This is a genomic window from Mesorhizobium sp. CNPSo 4671 (genome assembly GCF_057784245.1).
Map to the genome: position 1 here is coordinate 16,960 of NZ_JBWLUW010000015.1, position 17,144 is coordinate 34,103.

At 64.4% G+C, this 17,144-nt stretch carries 18 protein-coding genes; 15 read left to right on the forward strand and 3 right to left on the reverse strand.

All coding sequences use genetic code 11. The features are described from left to right. The first annotated feature begins 35 nt into the window (after positions 1-35). The 6 genes from odhB to AC04SF_RS30810 all read left to right on the forward strand — a co-directional run bounded on the left by odhB (position 36) and on the right by AC04SF_RS30810 (position 6,134). The gene (gene odhB / locus AC04SF_RS30785) at positions 36-1,310 is read left to right on the forward strand and encodes a 2-oxoglutarate dehydrogenase complex dihydrolipoyllysine-residue succinyltransferase (protein WP_488480857.1); all 1,275 of its coding nucleotides are present in this window, start codon (positions 36-38) and stop codon (positions 1,308-1,310) included. A gap of 16 nt (positions 1,311-1,326) precedes the next feature. Continuing rightward, positions 1,327-2,085, forward strand: coding sequence for a DUF4241 domain-containing protein (locus AC04SF_RS30790; RefSeq protein WP_488480858.1), 759 nt, complete (start codon positions 1,327-1,329; stop codon positions 2,083-2,085). A 21-nt stretch (positions 2,086-2,106) separates the two neighbouring features. After that, positions 2,107-2,604, forward strand: a complete 498-nt coding sequence (locus tag AC04SF_RS30795) for a hypothetical protein (RefSeq protein WP_488480859.1) — start codon at positions 2,107-2,109, stop codon at positions 2,602-2,604. Then, positions 2,601-3,356 carry an SDR family oxidoreductase gene (locus AC04SF_RS30800; protein WP_488480860.1) on the forward strand — a complete coding sequence of 252 codons (756 nt, stop codon included), beginning with the start codon at positions 2,601-2,603 and terminating at the stop codon, positions 3,354-3,356. Before AC04SF_RS30795 ends, AC04SF_RS30800 begins: the two co-directional genes overlap by 4 nt. 23 nt (positions 3,357-3,379) lie before the next feature. Continuing rightward, a complete protein-coding gene (lpdA, locus tag AC04SF_RS30805) occupies positions 3,380-4,786 on the forward strand; it encodes a dihydrolipoyl dehydrogenase (RefSeq protein ID WP_488480861.1) in 1,407 nt (468 codons plus the stop codon). Between the two features lie 871 nt (positions 4,787-5,657). Beyond that, positions 5,658-6,134 carry a DUF2867 domain-containing protein gene (locus AC04SF_RS30810; RefSeq protein WP_488480862.1) on the forward strand — a complete coding sequence of 159 codons (477 nt, stop codon included), beginning with the start codon at positions 5,658-5,660 and terminating at the stop codon, positions 6,132-6,134. Positions 6,135-6,137: 3 nt separating this feature from the next. Here the strand turns inward: AC04SF_RS30810 and AC04SF_RS30815 are convergent, their stop codons facing one another. Further along, complete coding sequence (locus tag AC04SF_RS30815) at positions 6,138-7,208, reverse strand: TraB/GumN family protein (protein ID WP_488480863.1); 1,071 nt, start codon at positions 7,206-7,208, stop codon at positions 6,138-6,140. A gap of 387 nt (positions 7,209-7,595) precedes the next feature. Then, positions 7,596-8,534, reverse strand: a complete 939-nt coding sequence (locus AC04SF_RS30820) for a tyrosine recombinase XerC (protein ID WP_096451670.1) — start codon at positions 8,532-8,534, stop codon at positions 7,596-7,598. 119 nt (positions 8,535-8,653) lie between these two features. Between AC04SF_RS30820 and rimM the strand changes: the two genes are divergently transcribed. Continuing rightward, complete coding sequence (gene rimM, locus AC04SF_RS30825) at positions 8,654-9,253, forward strand: ribosome maturation factor RimM (protein ID WP_488480864.1); 600 nt, start codon at positions 8,654-8,656, stop codon at positions 9,251-9,253. After that, positions 9,250-9,948 (forward strand): tRNA (guanosine(37)-N1)-methyltransferase TrmD, encoded by a 699-nt coding sequence (gene trmD, locus AC04SF_RS30830; RefSeq protein ID WP_488480865.1) that lies wholly within the window; start codon positions 9,250-9,252, stop codon positions 9,946-9,948. The genes rimM and trmD overlap by 4 nt, the downstream gene beginning before the upstream one ends. Here trmD and AC04SF_RS30835 read toward each other — a convergent pair. After that, a complete protein-coding gene (locus AC04SF_RS30835; protein ID WP_488480866.1) occupies positions 9,930-10,682 on the reverse strand; it encodes a sulfite exporter TauE/SafE family protein in 753 nt (250 codons plus the stop codon). The genes trmD and AC04SF_RS30835 overlap by 19 nt on opposite strands. Before the next feature lie 328 nt (positions 10,683-11,010). On the opposite strand from AC04SF_RS30835, the gene rplS reads away from it, so the two are divergent. The 7 genes from rplS (at position 11,011) to leuC (ending at position 17,079) form a co-directional block, all read left to right on the forward strand. Continuing rightward, positions 11,011-11,559, forward strand: coding sequence for a 50S ribosomal protein L19 (gene rplS, locus AC04SF_RS30840; RefSeq protein WP_096451662.1), 549 nt, complete (start codon positions 11,011-11,013; stop codon positions 11,557-11,559). A gap of 155 nt (positions 11,560-11,714) precedes the next feature. Beyond that, positions 11,715-12,128, forward strand: coding sequence for an organic hydroperoxide resistance protein (locus AC04SF_RS30845; RefSeq protein ID WP_096451660.1), 414 nt, complete (start codon positions 11,715-11,717; stop codon positions 12,126-12,128). Further along, complete coding sequence (locus AC04SF_RS30850) at positions 12,125-12,658, forward strand: MarR family winged helix-turn-helix transcriptional regulator (RefSeq protein ID WP_488480867.1); 534 nt, start codon at positions 12,125-12,127, stop codon at positions 12,656-12,658. Before AC04SF_RS30845 ends, AC04SF_RS30850 begins: the two co-directional genes overlap by 4 nt. A gap of 158 nt (positions 12,659-12,816) precedes the next feature. Continuing rightward, on the forward strand, positions 12,817-13,614 hold the full coding sequence (locus AC04SF_RS30855) for a transporter substrate-binding domain-containing protein (protein ID WP_488480868.1): 798 nt from the start codon (positions 12,817-12,819) through the stop codon (positions 13,612-13,614). Between the two features lie 266 nt (positions 13,615-13,880). Beyond that, positions 13,881-14,696 (forward strand): amino acid ABC transporter permease, encoded by an 816-nt coding sequence (locus AC04SF_RS30860; protein WP_488480869.1) that lies wholly within the window; start codon positions 13,881-13,883, stop codon positions 14,694-14,696. Between the two features lie 50 nt (positions 14,697-14,746). Then, positions 14,747-15,382, forward strand: a complete 636-nt coding sequence (locus tag AC04SF_RS30865; RefSeq protein WP_488480870.1) for a class I SAM-dependent DNA methyltransferase — start codon at positions 14,747-14,749, stop codon at positions 15,380-15,382. Positions 15,383-15,669: 287 nt separating this feature from the next. After that, the gene (gene leuC / locus AC04SF_RS30870) at positions 15,670-17,079 is read left to right on the forward strand and encodes a 3-isopropylmalate dehydratase large subunit (protein ID WP_488480871.1); all 1,410 of its coding nucleotides are present in this window, start codon (positions 15,670-15,672) and stop codon (positions 17,077-17,079) included. The last annotated feature ends 65 nt before the right edge of the window (positions 17,080-17,144 follow it).

A 17,144-nucleotide genomic window follows, 5' to 3' on the forward strand; every position in this document is an offset into this window, starting at 1 on the left:
GGCGAATAACAGAACGAAAGAAACGGACAGGCACAATGGCTACCGAAATCCGCGTCCCCACTCTCGGCGAATCCGTCACCGAGGCGACCATCGGCAAATGGTTCAAGAAGGTCGGCGATGCCATTGCCGTCGACGAGCCGCTGGTCGAGCTTGAAACCGACAAGGTGACGGTGGAAGTTCCGGCCGCCGCCGCCGGCACGCTGGGCGAAATCGTCGCCAAGGAAGGCGAGACGGTCGGTGTCGGCGCGCTGCTGGGCTCGATTTCGGCCGGTGGTGCTGCTCCGGCGACCAAGCCGCAGGCGGTGTCGCAGGCCTCGTCGCCGGATGCGGCGTCGACCAGCAAGCAGGCCGCGGCCGAGACCGCCAAGATCGCCGGCGATGCCGGCGCGGTCGAGCCACGCAGCATGCCGCCGGCGCCGGCGGCAGCAAAACTGATCGCCGAGAACAATCTGTCGGTCGACCAGCTTTCGGGTTCCGGCAAGCGTGGCCAGGTGCTGAAGGGCGACGTGCTCGATGCCATCTCCAAGGGTGCGCCGTCGCAACCGGCCGAGACACCGAAGGCAGCACCTGCACCGATCGCGGTGCGTGCGCCATCCTCGGGCGACGATGCCTCGCGCGAAGAGCGCGTGCGCATGACCAAATTGCGCCAGACCATCGCGCGCCGGCTGAAGGAAGCGCAGTCGACCGCAGCCATGCTGACGACCTTCAACGAGGTCGACATGTCAGCGGTGATGGCGCTCAGGACCAAATACAAGGACGTGTTCGAGAAGAAGCACGGCGTGAAGCTCGGCTTCATGGGCTTCTTCACCAAGGCCGTCACCCACGCGCTGAAGGAAATCCCGGCGGTCAATGCCGAGATCGACGGTACCGACATCATCTACAAGAACTTTGCCCATGTCGGCGTCGCCGTCGGCACCGAAAAGGGCCTCGTCGTGCCTGTGGTGCGAGATGCCGACCAGATGTCGATCGCCGAGATCGAGAAGGAGATCGGCCGGCTGGGCATCGCCGCGCGTGACGGCAAGCTGTCGGTCGCCGACATGCAGGGCGGCACGTTCACGATTTCCAATGGCGGCGTCTATGGCTCGCTGATGTCGACGCCGATCCTCAACGCGCCGCAGTCGGGCATTCTCGGCATGCACAAGATCCAGGACCGGCCTGTCGTGGTCGGCGGCCAGATCGTCATCCGGCCGATGATGTATCTGGCGCTGAGCTACGATCATCGCATCGTCGACGGCAAGGAAGCCGTGACCTTCCTGGTGCGCGTCAAGGAAAGCCTGGAGGATCCGGAACGGCTGGTGCTCGATCTGTGAGCAAGGCTGGCCCCCGATGAGCGGCTGGCTGGAGCGGTTCGGTTACAGCCTGGGCCGGCGAGCCGGTGGCGTGCTGCGGTCTATTGGCCTGGCCGCCGCCGTCGTTCCGTCGCTGGCGACGGCAGCCCAATGGGACCCTTCGCAGGCGAGCAGCAATCTTGGCGTTTTCGCTTTGAGCGATGCTCAACTGGAAGAGCGGAAGATCACCGTCACTCCGATCGGCGAACTCGAATTGCCGACCGGTGAAATCATCGCGTGCGATCCTCTGATCAGCGATACCGAGATGCCGGCCTTGAGCCGTAGGGTCAAACCGGGGCGCTACCCGGTTTCGCTGCTGGAAGCCCAGGGCCGCGTCGCGATTTCGGTGCTGCGCTTCAAGCCCGGCACGCCGGTTCGCTGGGAACTGGCGACAGTGCCCGGCCAGGATGCGTCGACCTTGAAGGGCGACGAGATCTTCGGCTATCCCGTCGATGCCGGCCTTGGCTCGTTCATGGACAAAACGGCGATGGCGCTGATGTCGGGTGAGCAGGACAAGCTCAAGGCCGAGCAGAATTACTATGACGACGTGCTGGCGGCCGAATTCGCGCCCAACCAGGACAGGTTCGTCATGCATCATCCGGTTGCCGGCAACCCGCTCAACATCGCCATGTTCTGGAGCGGCTGGGGCGACGGATTCTATCCATCGTTCTGGGGGCTGGACGCGGCCGGCGAGCCGCTGCTGCTGATGACCGATTTTGGCGTGCTGGAAAACGCCGATGGCCGCGAGAGCCAGTAGGGCACCGCGATGCAAAGCGCAATGTCGCCCACCATCCGATGTCTCGCTGGATTGCTGGCGATCTTGTTTACCAACTCTGCCGCTTATGCCGCCTGCCCGATCGAACTCGCCGTCTATGGTGACGCGCAGAGTGGCAGCGAGATCGACTTTACGCCGACCGGGACCTCAGCTGTTGTCACCAACAGTTACCGCATGGTCCTCGACAACAATGTCGTGCTGAACGGCATTGTGATGTGGAGCTCGGGTGAAGCGCGGCCGAACGGTTCCTTGATGTACAAATGCCCCGAGGGCGACGTCACCGGCGGCGAACTTGCCGCCTGCACGCTGTGGAACGGTGTGATCTATACGTCGGATGAAAAGGGCGCGATCGGGCTGTTGCCGGCGCAAGGCGTCGATGCGCCGAAGACCCTGATCCTTCCCGACCTCGGGCCGTCATTGCGGCATTCACTGGCCTTTGGCGGCAGTGGATTTTCGAAAGTGCCGTCGGATGTGTTTACGCTGAAGGGATGCCAGGAATGAGCGAGGCGCAAAGAGTGCTGCTGGTCACCGGCGGCAGTCGCGGGATCGGGGCCGCCGTTTGCCGGCTCGGGGCGAAGGCCGGTTATCGCCTGGCAATCAACTATGCCTCGAACCAGGCTGCCGCCGACGCGCTGGTCGGCGACATTAAGGCCGGCGGCGGTGACGCTTTTGCGGTCAAGGGCGATGTCGGCAGCGAGGCCGACATCCTGGCCATCTTCGAGGCGGTGGACCGCACCTGGGGCCGGCTCGACGCCTTCGTCAACAATGCCGGTATCGTCGACGCCAAGGCCCGTGTCGACGAGATGAGCGCGGCACGGCTCGAACGCATGATGCGCATCAATGTCGTCGGTTCCATCCTCTGCGCCCGCGAAGCGGTCAAGCGCATGTCGACGCGCCATGGTGGCAAGGGCGGAGCGATCGTCAACATCTCGTCGGCGGCGGCGGTGCTGGGGGCGCCCGACAATTACGTCGACTATGCCGCCTCCAAGGGCGCCATCGACACGTTCACCATCGGGCTTGCCCGCGAGGTGGCGCTGGAAGGCATCCGCGTCAACGCGGTGCGGCCGGGCATTATCGACACCGATATCCACGCCTCCGGCGGACAGCCGGATCGGGTGGCGCTGATCCAGGACTCGCTGCCGATGAAAAGGGCGGGCACCGCGGATGAAGTCGCGGCAGCGATTCTCTATCTTCTATCCGACGCCGCATCCTATACGACAGGCGCGATCCTGAATGTCAGCGGCGGCCGCTGAGCGCCAAGCAAAGGGAAACAAACATGGCTTATGACGTCGTTATCATCGGATCTGGACCCGGCGGCTATGTCTGCGCCATCAAGGCGGCACAGCTTGGGCTGAAGGTCGCGGTGGTCGAGAAGAACGCTACCTTCGGCGGCACCTGCCTCAACATCGGCTGCATCCCGTCGAAGGCGCTGCTCTACGCCTCCGAAATGTTCGCCGAGGCTGGCCATTCCTTCGACACGCTCGGCGTCGAGATCGCGGCACCCAAGCTCAACCTCAAGAAGATGATGGCGCACAAGGATGCGACGGTGGCGTCCAACGTCAACGGCGTCGCCTTCCTGTTCAAGAAGAACAAGATCGACTCCTTCCGCGGCACCGGCAAGGTAGTCGCGGCCGGCAAGGTCTCGGTCACCTCCGAGGACGGCAAGGTCGAGGAGATCGAGACCGGGAATATCGTCATCGCCACCGGTTCCGATGTCGCCGGCATTCCTGGCGTCAAGGTCGATTTCGACGAGAAAATCATCGTGTCGTCGACCGGCGCGCTGTCGCTGGACAAGGTTCCGGGCCACCTCGTGGTGGTCGGCGGCGGCGTCATCGGGCTCGAGCTCGGCTCGGTGTGGGCGCGGCTCGGCGCCAAGGTCACCGTCGTCGAGTTCCTCGACACGATCCTCGGCGGCATGGACGGCGAGGTCTCCAAGCAATTCCAGCGGCTGCTCTCCAAGCAAGGCTTCGAGTTCAAGCTCGGCGCCAAGGTCACCGGTGTCGCCAAGGCCAAGAAGGGTGCCACCGTCACCTTCGAGCCGGTGAAGGGTGGCGCCGCCGAGACCGTCGCCGCCGATGTCGTGCTGATCGCCACCGGCCGCCGCGCTTTTTCCGACAGTCTCGGGCTGAAAGAAGCGGGCGTCGAGGTCGACGAGCGCGGCCGGGTCAAGACCGACGGACACCTCAAGACCAATGTCCCGGGCATTTATGCCATCGGCGATGTCATCGCCGGGCCGATGCTGGCGCACAAGGCCGAGGACGAGGGCGTGGCGGTGGCCGAAACCATCGCCGGCCAGGCCGGCCATGTGAACTACGAGGTTATCCCGAGTGTCGTCTACACCAGCCCGGAAATCGCCTCGGTCGGCAAGACCGAGGAAGAGCTGAAGAAGGCCGGCATCGACTACAAGGTCGGCAAGTTCCCATTCAGCGCTAATGGCCGCGCACGCGCCATGCTGCACACGGACGGCTTCGTGAAGATCCTCGCCGACAAGGCGAGCGACCGCGTGCTCGGCGTGCACATTGTCGGCTTCGGTGCCGGCGAGATGATCCACGAGGCGGCGGTGCTGATGGAGTTCGGCGGCTCGTCGGAAGACCTCGCCCGCACCTGCCACGCGCATCCGACGATGTCGGAAGCGGTGAAGGAAGCGGCGCTGGCCACTTTCTTCAAGCCCATCCATATCTAAAGGCCTTTCATAAACTCTACTCCGGCGGCCATCTGGTGCGGTTTTCTGCGCTTCTCACAGCGCCGCGCGCCCTCTTGGACGCGCAAAGGACGCTGTGACACTTTTGACTGGCGCATGATCCTTTCCGAAAATCGGACCGATTTTCGGGGGCATGCGCTGCTCACGGACCTGAATGTCCGCTGCGCTCCGGTTCTCGAAAATCACACCAGCTGACTCACCGGAGCGAGTTTCTGGAAAGGCCTTTCAGGCGCTATCGCCTCAAAACAAAACGGCCCGCCTTTCAGCGGGCCGTTGGTATCTGGTGCCGGGCCGATCAGTTGGCCGGTGCAGGCGCCGGAGCGGGAGCAGGCGCTGGTGCCGGAGCAGGGGCCGGAGCAGGCGCAGGGGCCGGAGCTGGCGCAGGAGCCGGTGCTGGCTCGGGTGCCGGAGCGGGCGCGGGTGCCGGAGCGGGCGCAGGGGCCGGCGTGCTGGCCGCTGGCGGTTCGGCGGGTGCCGGATGCTCGCCGCTTCTGCCGAAAACATAATACGCGACAATCGCCAGGATAACGACGACCAGCGCAATCAGCCAGGGGCTGCCGCCCCCGCCGCTTGGCCTGGGAGTGTCGTTCGATGGATTCGCCATAAAAGTGTCCTCCGTGGATGAAAATGATCAATCAACAGCCATCAACGCGCAACCGTTGAATGGGTTTCACGCTAGGGAAGGAAAGCGCCGAAAACGCGGCGTTTGGGCCCCCCACTGCCATCCGACTCAATTGACGGCGGTGACAGTATAGCCGGCTTTACGAAAATCCTCGACCAGTCCTGGCGGCGTTTCGCCACGCAGTGTTCCAAACCAACCGATGCTATCGTTGGTTGCGAAGGATTTGCCGGTATGACGCCCACAGCACAAACCTTTCCCGACCCCGAAGGCGTTCTTGCCGGCGCTCAGTTCGCCGACCGCTACGTGCTGACAACCGATGGTCTTGCCCTGACCGCCATTGGCGCGGCCGAGCGCGCCCTGGGGCGAACCCCGCTGTGGGTCGGCCGGCTTACGGCGCTGCGCAACCTCGCTGTCAGGCCATTTGGGCTGAAAGGCGGGGCTGACCCCGACGCACCGCCGGAAAGCAAGATCGGCATATTTCCGCTCATCAGCCAGGCGCCCGGCAGGGTTCTGCTTGGCCTGGACGACCGGCATCTCGATTTCCGCCTCCTGGTGGAGGTGAACGATCTCGGTGCGGGCCGGCAGGAGGTGGCCGCGTCGACGATCGTGAAGACGCACAATCTGTTCGGGCGGACCTATCTCGCCGTCATCATGCCGTTTCACCGCATCATCGTTCCGGCGATGCTGGCTCAGGTCTTGTTCAAATAGCGGCTAAAGCCCAACGGCGGTGACGGTGTAGCCGGCCTTGCGAAAATCCTCGACCAGTCCCTCGGGACCGGGAAGGTGCAGCGCGCCGACCGCCATGAAGGTATTGCCTTTGGCCAGGATCGGCTCGGCGTGATCGACCATGACCTTGTTGCGGCTGGTGATCATGGTTTCCTCGAAGGCGGCATAGCCCGAGGCGTCGTTCTGCTCCTCCGGCATGGCGGCGCGGAACAGTGGCCAGAACATGCCGGTGTCGCCGCGCTGGTAGAGCACGATCATGGTCTCGTTGATGTCGTTGACCTTGTCGCCGAGCTTCAGCGTGTCGACCAGGCCCTTCATGTGAAAGGCAAGCGGCAACGAGGCCATGGCGCGCAGCTGGCTCTCGGCCGTTTCCAACCCTTCGACCGGCTTGCCGGCAGCCTTGGCGCTCTCGGCCAGCTTGACGTCGAGCACCGGCGCTCCGCCGGACTGGCGGGCGAGTTCGCAGGCCGGAAGCGCCATCATCGCCGACAGCATCCACGGCTTCATCTTGGCGACCGTTGCCGGCGGAATGCCGCGCGCGTCGAGTGCTGCATTCATCGCCGCTGCTTCGTCCGGCGTCAGCAAGGACGACAGCGTGGTGGAGTCGGTGAACATCATCAGGTCCGGCTCCTTCAGCATCGCCGTCATCATCTTCTGCTTGTCGAGCACATCGGTGGTTTCGATGATGAGGGTGCCGGCGGCGTCAAAGGCCTTCTGTGCGTCCGGAGGCAAGGTGGTGACGCGCGGGTCGGTCATGTGCATGGTGCCAAAGAGGTAGGATGGCTGTTCGCCCGGTTTCTCCAGCTTCCACAACAGGCCCTTGCCATTCAGCGTCGCGGCGGCTTCCGCCTCGATCTTGTTGTAGGTGGCAGGGTTGCTCTTCTGCAGGGCCGACAGCATGTCGGCGCCGGCGCAGGTCGGGACTTCCGCATGCGCCCTGCCTGCCGCGAACAACAGGACGGCAAGGAAGGACAGGAAAAACAGCACGTTGAGCGCGACAAGCAGCTTCAGCGAGATGGAAGCTGCACGGTCGGCGATGGCAATGACACGTTTCATGGCCCCTTTCTAAGGGTGAAAAGCGGCAAAACGGTTAATTGGGGGGATGAAATTGTCCTGACCGGCTATGGCCCCCGCGCAGGAGTACGTGCTGACGTTGACGGAGCTCATGCCCGGTGATTAGCGGAAACGCCCATCACGTCGTCATCCACGGGCGGAGCAAGGAGCGTAGCGACGCGGCGCAGACCCGAGGATCCATGCCGGGACTCTGGAGCGCGCAACGGGTGCAGAAACTTCGCTCCGCTGCACCCGTCAGCAAGGTCGCGGCATGGATCCTCGGGTCTCCGCGACGCCGCTGCGCGGCTGCTCCGCCCGTGGATGACGAAGGTGGGACGGCTTCGGCCAATCGAATGTTTGGCCACCGATACAGTGCGGCGGCGCCGGCGTTCACGCCCTCGGATGGGCCGATTCGTAGATTTCGAGCAGCCTTGCGGTGTCGACGCCGGTGTAGATTTGCGTCGTCGACAGGCTGGCGTGGCCGAGCAGTTCCTGGATGGTGCGCAGATCGCCGCCGCGGCCGAGCAGATGCGTGGCGAAGGAATGGCGCAGGGCGTGCGGCGTCGCAGTGTCGGGCAGGTTCAGCGCCGAGCGCAGTTTGGCCATGTCGCGCTGGATGATGGCCGGGTTGAGCGGGCCGCCGCGCGCGCCGCGAAACAGCAGGCCCTTGGGGTCGAGATGGTAAGGGCAGAGCCGGCGATATTCGGCGATGGCCCGAAGCGCCACCGGCAGCACCGGCACCAGCCGCGTCTTGCCGCCCTTGCCGGTGACACGCAGCACCGTGTCGCTTTCCGAGGCCAGATCGGCGCCCGCAAGGCCGAGCGCTTCGGAAATGCGCAGGCCGGAGCCATAGAGCAGCGTCAGCACGGCGGCGTTGCGGGCGGCGATCCAGGGCTCTTCGGCCAGTTGGCCTTCCACCGATACGACCTGTTTGGCGTCGCTCGCCGTCAGCGGTTTTGGCAACGATTTGGGTTGGCGCGGAGCGCGAAGTGCTGCGGCACCAGCCGCATTGGCGAGACCTCGCCGTTCGAGAAAACGCAACAGCGAGCGGATGCCGGCCAAGCCTCGGCCCAGCGTGCGGGCGCCGGCGCCGGCGTTGCGGCGGGCGGCGAGGAAGCCGCGCAGATCGGCCGGGCGCAGATTGGCGATGTCGGAAATGCCAGGCGAGCCACCGCAATGGCCAGTGAGGAAATGCAGGAACTGGCGCGTGTCGCGCTCATAGGCCTCGACGGTTGCGGGCGACAGGCGACGTTCACGCGCGAGCATCTTCAGCCAGCTTTCGCGCGCCGCCTGGAGATCGGGTTTCGCCGGGATGAGGAATTCCTGCATGGCGGCATTTTGGGGTGTTCGGGTTAGGAAGCGGTGAAGAGCCCGTCATTGAAATGACAAGGGGCGATCATTGAAATGACGCCGGCCTGGGGCTAGAGCAGGCCAAAGGATATTTCGCCATGAGCAAGCCGCAAAACCCTGTCCAGATGGCCGTGATCGGCGCCGCCCATGGCATCAAGGGCGAGCTCCGGGTGAAAACCTTCACCGGCGATCCGATGGCGCTGGCCGATTATGGGCCGCTCTATGCCAGGGATGGCCGCGCCTTCCAGATCACGGACATCAGGCCGGCCAACACCGTCGTCGTGGTGCGCTTCAAAGGCATCAATGACCGCAATGCGGCCGAAGCGCTCGCCGGTACCGAACTGTTCGTCGACCGCTCGATGCTGCCGGACGATGGCGAGGAGGATGAATTCTACCATGCCGACCTAGTCGGACTGGAGGTTCGCGACGACACCGGCACTGCGCTCGGCAAGGTCGTCGCGGTGCATAATTTCGGTGGCGGCGACATTCTCGACGTGACGCTTGCCGGCCGCAAGGGCGTGCTGATCCCGTTCACGCAGGCCGCCGTGCCTGATGTGTCGATCGCCGAAGGCTTCGTCCGCGTCGATCCGGTGGCGGCCGGACTGGTCGAGGACGAGGATGGCGAGGCGCCGCGCGAGGAGGACTTCGATCCGAAGGGCAGGCCGCGCGGTCCGCGCGACGCCGGGGGCAACCGGTGAGTTTTGCCGCCTCGGTACTGACGCTCTATCCCGAGATGTTTCCGGGCGCGCTCGGCCTGTCGCTGGCGGGCCGCGCGCTCGATGCCGGCACATGGTCGCTTGCAGCGATCCAGATACGCGACTTCGCCACCGACAAGCACCGCACCGTCGATGACACGCCGGCCGGCGGCGGCGCCGGCATGGTGATGCGCGCCGATGTGCTGGCCAGGGCTATCGACCACGCCTCGCCGCCGGGCGATACGCGTCCGCGCCTTTTGATGAGCCCGCGCGGTAAACCGCTGACGCAAGCGCGGGTGCGCGAACTTGCCGCCGGGCCGGGCGCGGTCATCCTATGCGGCCGCTTCGAGGGCGTCGACCAGCGGCTGATCGAAGCGCGGGGGTTAGAGGAAGTCTCGATCGGCGATTTCATCCTCTCCGGCGGCGAACCGGCAGCGCTGGTGCTGCTCGACGCGGTGGTGCGGCTGTTGCCCGGCGTCATGGGCAATGCCGTGTCCGGCGAGGAAGAGAGTTTCGAAAACGGCCTGCTCGAACATCCCCACTACACGCGACCGCAGGAGTTCGAAGGCCGGGAGATTCCCGAGGTGCTGATTTCGGGCAATCACAAGAAGATCGCTGCATGGCGGCGTGAGCAGTCCGAGCGGCTGACGAGGGAGCGGCGGCCGGATCTGCTCGTCGCTCACCCCTTGCCGAAGTAATAAAACGCCAGGAACAGGCCAACCGCGACGACGAAGCCGCGTACGACGCTCTGCGGCACGCGTTTGGCGATCCACACACCGGCATAGCCGCCGAGCGCCCCGCCCGGGATCATGATGATCGCCTGCGGCCAGGCGACAACGCCGCCCGAGACGAAGACGATGATGGCGACAGCCGCGATGACCACGGCCAGCATGTTCTTCAGCGCGTTCAGCCGGTGGTAGTCGCCGGACTGCGTCAGGCCGAGCGTCGCCAGCATCATCACGCCCATGCCGGCGCCAAAGAAGCCGCCATAGATGGCGGTGACGAACTGCGCCAGCGAACCGGCGAGCGAGCCGACCGCCGCCTCATGGCCGGGTTTTGGCGCGGGTTTCAGCCACGGCCCGGCGGCAAACAGGGCGGTTGCGCCCAAAAGCAGCCACGGCACCAGGACGCGGAAGGACGGGTTGGACAGCGCCAGAAGGATCAGCGCGCCGGCCAGTGCGCCGATCGCCGATATGGCGCAAAGCAGCAGGGCACCGCGCCAGAAGTGGCGGATGTCGGTCCAGTAGGCGAGCGTCGAGGTGATATAGCCCGGGAATTGCGTGACCGAGGAGGTGGCGTTGGCGACGATCGGCGGCACACCGACCAATGTCATGGCGCCGAAAGTGATGAACGTGCCGCCGCCGGCGACCGCATTGGCGGCGCCGGACAGGAAGCCCGCCAGGAAAAGCAGGATGGCGTCGAGGACAGACATGGAATGCCGCTGCTCAAAAACTGTGTTATGTCAGGCTTAGAAAGCCCCGGAGAGCGGCGCAACCCGGCACGAAGCGATTACGATGATGCCATGCCGGCAAAAAAGACTCGTGCGCGGGCGTGACAAAGCGCCGAAATAGCTGTATGTCGCCGCCGAACCGGAAGAAGAATCTGCCGGACCCGTCAACAATGACGGTGTAGTCGCCCCTGCCTGATGTCTTGGACACAACGTGTCCCGGAACAAAGGGCATAGCCGAGCGGTCAATGGAACTGCAAGGCGAGTGTCGGACGCTCTGACTGTCGGAAGAACAAGAAGTGGATTACCCAAGATGGATCTCATCCGTCAGCTCGAGGCCGAGCAGGCCGCCAAGATCGAAGCCAAGCGCAAGCTTCCCGAATTCCAGCCCGGCGACACCGTGCGCGTCCAGGTCCGCGTGACCGAAGGCACCCGCACCCGCGTCCAGGCCTATGAGGGCGTCGTCATCGCCCGCGCCGGTTCCGGCTTCCAGGAAAATTTCACCGTCCGCAAGATCTCCTACGGCGAAGGCGTCGAGCGCGTGTTCCCGGTGTTCTCGCCGATGGTCGAGGGCGTCGAGATCGTGCGCCGCGGCAAGGTGCGTCGCGCCAAGCTCTATTACCTGCGCGATCGTCGCGGCAAGTCGGCCCGTATTTCGGAAAACACCGGCGTGCGCGCCCGCAAGCTCAACGATGAGGAGCGCGATGCGCTGAACGCCGAGAAGGCCCGCATCGAGGCCGAGAAGGTTGCCGCCGCCCAGGCGCTGGCCGCCGAGACGGCCGCCAAGGAAGCCGCCGAGAAGAAGGCGGCCGCCGAGGCCGAGGCAGCCAAGGCCGCTGCTGAGGCGACCCCGGCCGAATAAGCTTTCGGAAATCCCATTCGAAAAGGCGGCTTTGGCCGCCTTTTTTCGTTTCACCAGACTGTGAACGCTTTCAGCCTCCGAAATCGGACGTCGGTGTTGACGGCATATTATCTTGTGTACTAAATAATCGCGCACAAGATAATTGGAGATAAGATATGGCACTCTACACCGCACAGGCTCACGTCACCGGCGGCCGCGCCGGCCATGGCGAGACCAGCGACGGCCTGCTCAAGGTCGATCTGGCTTTGCCCAAGGAGCTCGGCGGGCCAGGTGGCGCCACCAATCCCGAGCAGCTTTTCGCCATCGGCTACGCCGCCTGCTTCGAAAGCGCGATCCGCTTCGTCGCGCGCAAGCAGAAGCTGCCGCTCACGGATGCCGGGGTAAGCTCGACCGTCAGCCTGCTTCCCCATGGCGAGGGCTTCAAGCTTGGCGTCGCGCTCGCTGCGGAAACGAAAGGCCTTGATCAGGCGGCGGCGGAAGCGCTTGTATCGGAAGCACACAAGATCTGCCCCTATTCGAACGCCATCCGGGGCAATGTCGAGGTGGCGCTTTCGGTAAAGGCGGCATGACGGGAAAGACCACAAAGAGCGCCAGCGACGTCCCGGCGGAGACCGCCGGGACGGTGAAGGTTCCGCGACTTGATCAGCAGCTCTGCTTCGCGCTCTATTCGGCGAGCGGGCTGATGACCAAGCTCTACCGGCCGTTGCTCGATCCGCTCGGCCTGACCTATCCGCAATATCTGGTCATGCTGGCGCTGTGGGAGCATGCGCCGAGCACTGTGGGCGCGCTTGGCGAGGCACTGGGCCTGGATTCCGCGACGCTGACGCCGCTGCTCAAGCGGATGGAAGCGGGCGGCCTCCTCACCCGCCGCCGCGATGCCGCCGATGAGCGCCGCGTGCTGGTCGAGCCGACGGCCAATGGCCAGGCGCTGCGCGCGCGCATCAAGGATGTGTCCGCAGCCCTTGCCTGCAGCGTGCCACTTGAGCCGGGCGAAGCGAAGGCTCTGCACGCGACACTCACCCATCTTGTCGCCGGCTTGCGCAACGCCGTGACGGAAGACGCGTCGCCAGAGGAAGCGTTGGTTTCTGGCTCGACATAACCAGATCATCCCGAAATCCCAGAATTCAGGGCATCTGAATCCCTTTTCGCGCACGCTGACGCAGCGGACCGTCTTGCATGACGCATGCGGAAAGCTAAAGTCGGCGCCGGATTTTCCTGTAGGCCCATCCGGGCGCTTTCAATTTTCGGGAGTGTGTCATGACCAAGTCGAAACTGCTGCTGGCCGGCCTGCTTGCCCTTGTGCTGGCGCCCGTTGCCGCCTTCGCGCAGGCGCTGCCCGATCTCGGTGGCAGACAAGTGGTGGTGGTCACCGAAAACGCTTATCCGCCGCTGCAGTTCATCGATCCCAAGACGGGAAAACAGATCGGCTGGGAATATGACGCGATGAACGAAATCGCCAAGCGGCTGAATTTCAAGGTCGAGTACCAGAACACCTCCTGGGACGCGATGATCCAGGCGGTTTCCGACAACCAGTACAACATCGGCATGACCGGCATCACCATCAAAGACGATCGCAAGGAGAAGGTCGATTTCTCCGACCCCTATATGCGTTCGGAGCAGTTCATGCTGGTGCGCGGCGATGAGAGCCGCTTCACCGACGCCAAGACTTTTGGTGCCTTCAAGGACGGGTTGATCGGCGCGCAGCCCGGCACCACGCCCTTCTACACCGCCGTCTACAGTGTGCTCGACGGCAATGAGCAGAACCCGCGCATCAAACTGTTCGAGACTTTTGGCGCGACCGTGCAGGCGCTTAAGGCGGGCGACGTCGATGTCGTGCTGACCGACGGCACCGCCGGCAAGGGCTATGTCGATGCGTCCGAAGGCAAGCTGAAGCTGATCGGCGGCCCGCTCGGCACCGAGGACTTCGGCTTCATTTTCCCGAAAGGGTCGGACCTGGTGAAGCCGGTCAACGCCGCGATCGCCGCGCTGAAGGCGGATGGGACGCTCGATGCGCTGAACAAGAAGTGGTTCCTTGATTACAAGATGGGGCAGTGAGCCTCGTTGTTACGCGCATTGCATGATTGTGCGCGGGAATTCCCGCTGACTTTGCGCCCAGGCCCCCCTCTCTGCCCTGCCGGGCATCTCCCCCTCAAGGGGGGAGATTGGCAGCCCGTTCGGCTTTCGCTAATTTTGGGCGATGCAAGATCTGCGGCGGCGCTGAAGCTGCCGATCTCCCCCCTTGAGGGGGAGATGGCCGGCAGGCCAGAGAGGGGGGCCTGGGCGCTATCCTCTCGGGACGTTCGCTCCACAGGCATCGCCTGATGGCACCGCCTTCGTCCTCTTCGACCAAAGCCGAATTCCCCTGGTGGCTTGCCGTTGCCGCCGTGCTTGCACTGGCGGCAGCCTTGTTCATCGCGGCCAGCGACCTCTATGCCCAGGTCTTCGCCACGGTCGCCAAGGGCATCGGCATCACCGTCCTCGTCACCGTGATCGCTTTCGCCCTGGCATCGGTCATCGGTCTCGGCATCGCGCTGATGGGCCTGTCGGGCTCGCAGTGGCTACGGCAGATCGCGCGCTTCTACGTCGAGATCATCCGCGGCGTGCCGATTCTGGTGTTGTTGTTCTGGATCGCCTTCGCCGGCGCGCCGGCCTTCGTCGCGGCCTGGAATGTGCTGACCGCGCCGCTGCAAAGTGCCGGCTATCTCGGCGAACTGCTGGTGCGCGACGTGTCGCTGTTGTGGCGCGCCATCATGGCGCTGACCATCGGCTACTCCGCCTTCATCTCGGAAGTTTTCCGGGCCGGCATCCAGGCGGTCGAGAAAGGCCAGATCGAGGCGGCCAAGGCGCTGGGCTTGAGCCGCGCGCAGCGCTTCAGGCTGATCGTGTTTCCGCAGGCGATCCGCACCATATTGCCGCCGCTCGGCAATGACTTCGTCGCCCTGGTCAAGGATTCCTCCTTGGTCTCGGTGCTCGGCGTCGCCGACATCACCCAGATGGGCAAGGTCTATGCCGCCGGCTCGTTCCGCTTCTTCGAGACCTATTCGATCGTAGCCTATATCTACCTCATCCTGACCGTCGGCCTGTCGCTGGCGCTCAGGGCGCTGGAGCGGCGCTTGCGCCGCCAGCACGAGGAATAGTTTTTGGGCGCAGACAGGGTTACAATCCTGTCTGCACAGAGGCAGGTCTCATGATCGTCGACAAGGCCAATGCGGCGCTCGATTCCGTCTATGGCGCCGACACGCCGGAAACGCTGGCGCAGGCCTATGCCGCCTGGGCCGCGACCTATGACAGCGAGACCGCCTCGCTCGGCTATTTGCTGCCGTTCCTGATCACCGCCTGGGTGGCGCGCTACGTTCCGGCTGATGACGGGCCGCTGCTCGACGCCGGCTGCGGCACCGGCCTGTCGGGGCCGTCGCTAAAGGCGTTGGGCTACGGCGATATTGCAGGGCTGGATCTCTCGGACGACATGCTCAAGATCGCCGGCAGCCGCAACGCCTATGGCGAGCTGAAACAGGCCATGCTGGGTGGCCCGCTGCCATGGCCGGATGGTCATTTCCGCGCCTTCTTCTCGACCGGCGTCTTCACCATCAGCCACGCGCCGGCGTCGGGCCTGCACGAACTGGTGCGCATCACCAAAAAGGGCGGCCACGCCATCTTCACCGTGCGTGACCAGGTTTTTGAAAGCGGCGGTTTTCAGGGCGTTTTCGACGAGCTGGAGCGGGCAAGCAAATGGCGGCTGGTCGAGCAAAGCCGGTGGTTCAGGTGTTACGCCATTGCCGAACCGGATGCGCTGGTGAAGACGTTTGTGTTTGAGGTGATGTGAATGTTCGTTCTTCCCTTCTCCCCCTGTGGGAGAAGGTGGCCTCGCGAAGCGAGGTCGGATGAGGGGTGCTCCAGCTTGGCGCCGACAGCACTCCGTCACCCACCCCTCAACCGTCTCGGCGCTCCGCGCCGATCCACCTTCTCCCACAAGGGGAGAAGGGAAGCCGTCGCGCTTCTCCGCGCGCGTCAGCGGCGCATTGACCAGCCGACTTAGCTAGGCCGTTTTCGCCGGGCCAAGGGCCTGCGGCGTTACCCTCTTCCCACTCTCATATCGACGGATTTACGCACATGAGCGCACCGCGCACCCTCTACGACAAGATTTTCGACGACCACGTCGTCGACCGCCAGGACGACGGCACCTGCCTGCTCTACATCGATCGTCACCTCGTCCATGAAGTGACCAGCCCGCAGGCCTTCGAAGGCCTGCGCATGAGCGGCCGCAAGGTCCGCCATCCGGAAAAGACGCTGGCCGTGGTCGATCACAATGTCTCGACCTCGCCCGAGCGCAAGTTCGGCATCAAGAACGAGGAAAGCCGCATCCAGGTCGAGGCGCTCGCCAAGAACGCTAGGGATTTCGGCGTCGAGTATTATTCCGAGAACGATATCCGCCAGGGCATCGTCCACATCATCGGCCCGGAGCAGGGCTTTACACTGCCCGGCATGACCATCGTCTGCGGCGACAGCCACACCTCGACGCATGGCGCGTTCGGGGCGCTGGCGCACGGCATCGGCACATCCGAGGTCGAGCATGTGTTGGCGACGCAGACGCTGATCCAGCGCAAGGCCAAGAACATGCTGGTGCGTGTCGACGGCCAGCTGCCGGAAGGCGTCACCGCCAAGGACATCATCCTGGCCATCATCGGCGAGATCGGCACCGCCGGCGGCACCGGCTATGTCATCGAATATGCCGGCGAGGCGATCCGCTCGCTGTCGATGGAAGGCCGCATGACGATCTGCAACATGTCGATCGAGGGCGGCGCGCGCGCCGGCCTGATCGCGGCCGACGAGACCACCTTCGCCTATGTCAAGGACAAGCCGCGTGCGCCGAAGGGCGCGGCCTGGGATGCGGCGCTCGCCTACTGGAAGACGCTGCAGTCCGATGAAGGCGCGCATTTCGACAAGGTGATCGTGCTCGACGCGGCCAAGCTGCCGCCGATCGTCTCCTGGGGTTCCTCGCCCGAGGATGTCGTCTCCGTGCAAGGCATCGTGCCGAACCCGGACGATATCACCGATGAGAACAAGCGCACCTCCAAGCAGCGCGCGCTCGACTATATGGGCCTGACGCCGGGAACCAAGATGACCGACATCACGCTCGACCGAGTCTTCATCGGCTCCTGCACCAATGGCCGCATCGAGGATCTGCGCGCCGCCGCCAAGGTGATCGAGGGCAAGACCGTCAGCCCGCATGTCAATGCGATGATCGTGCCGGGCTCCGGCCTGGTCAAGGAACAGGCGGAAGCCGAGGGTCTCGACAAGATCTTCCGCGCCGCCGGTTTCGACTGGCGCGAGCCGGGCTGCTCGATGTGCCTGGCCATGAACGACGACCGGCTGAAGCCGCATGAGCGCTGCGCCTCGACCTCGAACCGCAATTTCGAGGGCAGGCAAGGCTTCAAGGGCCGCACCCATCTGGTGTCGCCGGCCATGGCGGCGGCGGCGGCGATCGCCGGCCACTTCGTCGACATCCGCGACTGGAAATAACAGCGGTTTACACGTTCTGACGCCTGCCAGACCCCGGATCGCCTTGCGCTTCCGGGGTCTTTTTT